The 498-nt window shown below is 36.5% G+C and carries 1 protein-coding gene; it reads left to right on the forward strand.

Annotation, left to right across the window (positions count from 1 at the left end; all coding sequences use genetic code 11):
* Positions 1-498 (forward strand): reverse transcriptase domain-containing protein (locus BABA_RS02490; RefSeq protein WP_007083544.1); only part of this gene is annotated, 498 nt, incomplete at both ends.

A 498-nucleotide genomic window follows, 5' to 3' on the forward strand; every position in this document is an offset into this window, starting at 1 on the left:
TGATACAGCGCATGGCTTTAGTGAAGAAAAAATAAAAAAGATTATTCAATCTTTAAAAGACGGAACTTACTATCCTCAACCTGTACGAAGAATGTATATTGCAAAAAAGAATTCTAAAAAGATGAGACCTTTAGGAATTCCAACTTTCACAGATAAATTGATCCAAGAAGCTGTGAGAATAATTCTTGAATCTATCTATGAACCGGTATTCGAAGATGTGTCTCACGGTTTTAGACCTCAACGAAGCTGTCACACGGCTTTGAAAACAATCAAAAGAGAGTTTGGCGGCGCAAGATGGTTTGTGGAGGGAGATATAAAAGGCTGCTTCGATAATATAGACCACGTTACACTCATTGGACTCATCAATCTTAAAATCAAAGATATGAAAATGAGCCAATTGATTTATAAATTTCTAAAAGCAGGTTATCTGGAAAACTGGCAGTATCACAAAACTTACAGCGGAACACCTCAAGGTGGAATTCTATCTCCGGCCAACAT

The organism is Neobacillus bataviensis LMG 21833 (assembly GCF_000307875.1).
GTDB classification, from domain to species: Bacteria; Bacillota; Bacilli; order Bacillales; family Cytobacillaceae; genus Neobacillus; species Neobacillus bataviensis.